The organism is Burkholderia territorii (assembly GCF_902833055.1).
Taxonomy (GTDB): Bacteria; Pseudomonadota; Gammaproteobacteria; order Burkholderiales; family Burkholderiaceae; genus Burkholderia; species Burkholderia territorii.
In genome coordinates this window covers 1-680 of the sequence record NZ_CADFEJ010000066.1, presented here as the reverse complement: position 1 = coordinate 680, position 680 = coordinate 1, and the positions used below count along the sequence as shown (strand labels likewise).

Below are 680 nucleotides of genomic sequence, written 5' to 3'. Positions count from 1 at the left end.
ACGATCGTGAAGGTGCTCCATGTGCACCGCGCGCAACTGCTGGTGGAAAGCGCCTCGCGCGCGGTGTTGCAACACGTGCTGGCGGCGTGGCAACCGCGGCTGCGCGAACTGAAGGGCGTGTTGCGCTGGAGCGTCGAGGTGGACCCGCTCGACATCTGAGCGGCGCGCCGCCAAGGCCTTCCCGAGCCGGTTTGCGCGACGGGAGCGCATGCATCGAAGTGGTGCAACCAGCGGGCTTTTCGGACGTTTCCGGGTCGCGCCGGGTGCCTTCGATGCTGCCATGGGCCCACATTTCGCCTGCTTCGCGATACACCGGAATCAAACAGGAACCCACGACAGGCAAGGCGCGAGATCGATCACCGCGTAGCGAGCACTCGCCTCGCCGCCGTGCGCGGTACTCCCCGAAACGCCAATTCCCCATTCCGGTGCGCCGAAAAAAACGCGCCAGGCGCTCACCCGTCCTAAGGGAAAATACCGATCACCCTGGTGCTTGGCGTGGACCGGTTGCGATGCTCTAATGCATTGATTACAAAGTATTTTGCAAAGGTGCAACCGAACTCGCGATTCGGTTGCACCTTTTTATTGTGTGGCATAGGATTCCGCGAGTCTTATCCACGCGACCGCCGGCCAAGTACCGGCGCACAAGGATTCATGGCAAGCACCACCCTAGGCGTCAAACT

The 680-nt window shown here is 61.8% G+C and carries 1 protein-coding gene; it reads left to right on the top strand.

Annotation, left to right across the window (positions count from 1 at the left end; genetic code table 11):
• On the top strand, positions 1-159 hold a 159-nt coding region (locus tag HW466_RS31005; RefSeq protein ID WP_176316135.1), incomplete at its 5' end, for a hypothetical protein.
• Positions 160-680 lie beyond the last annotated feature (521 nt).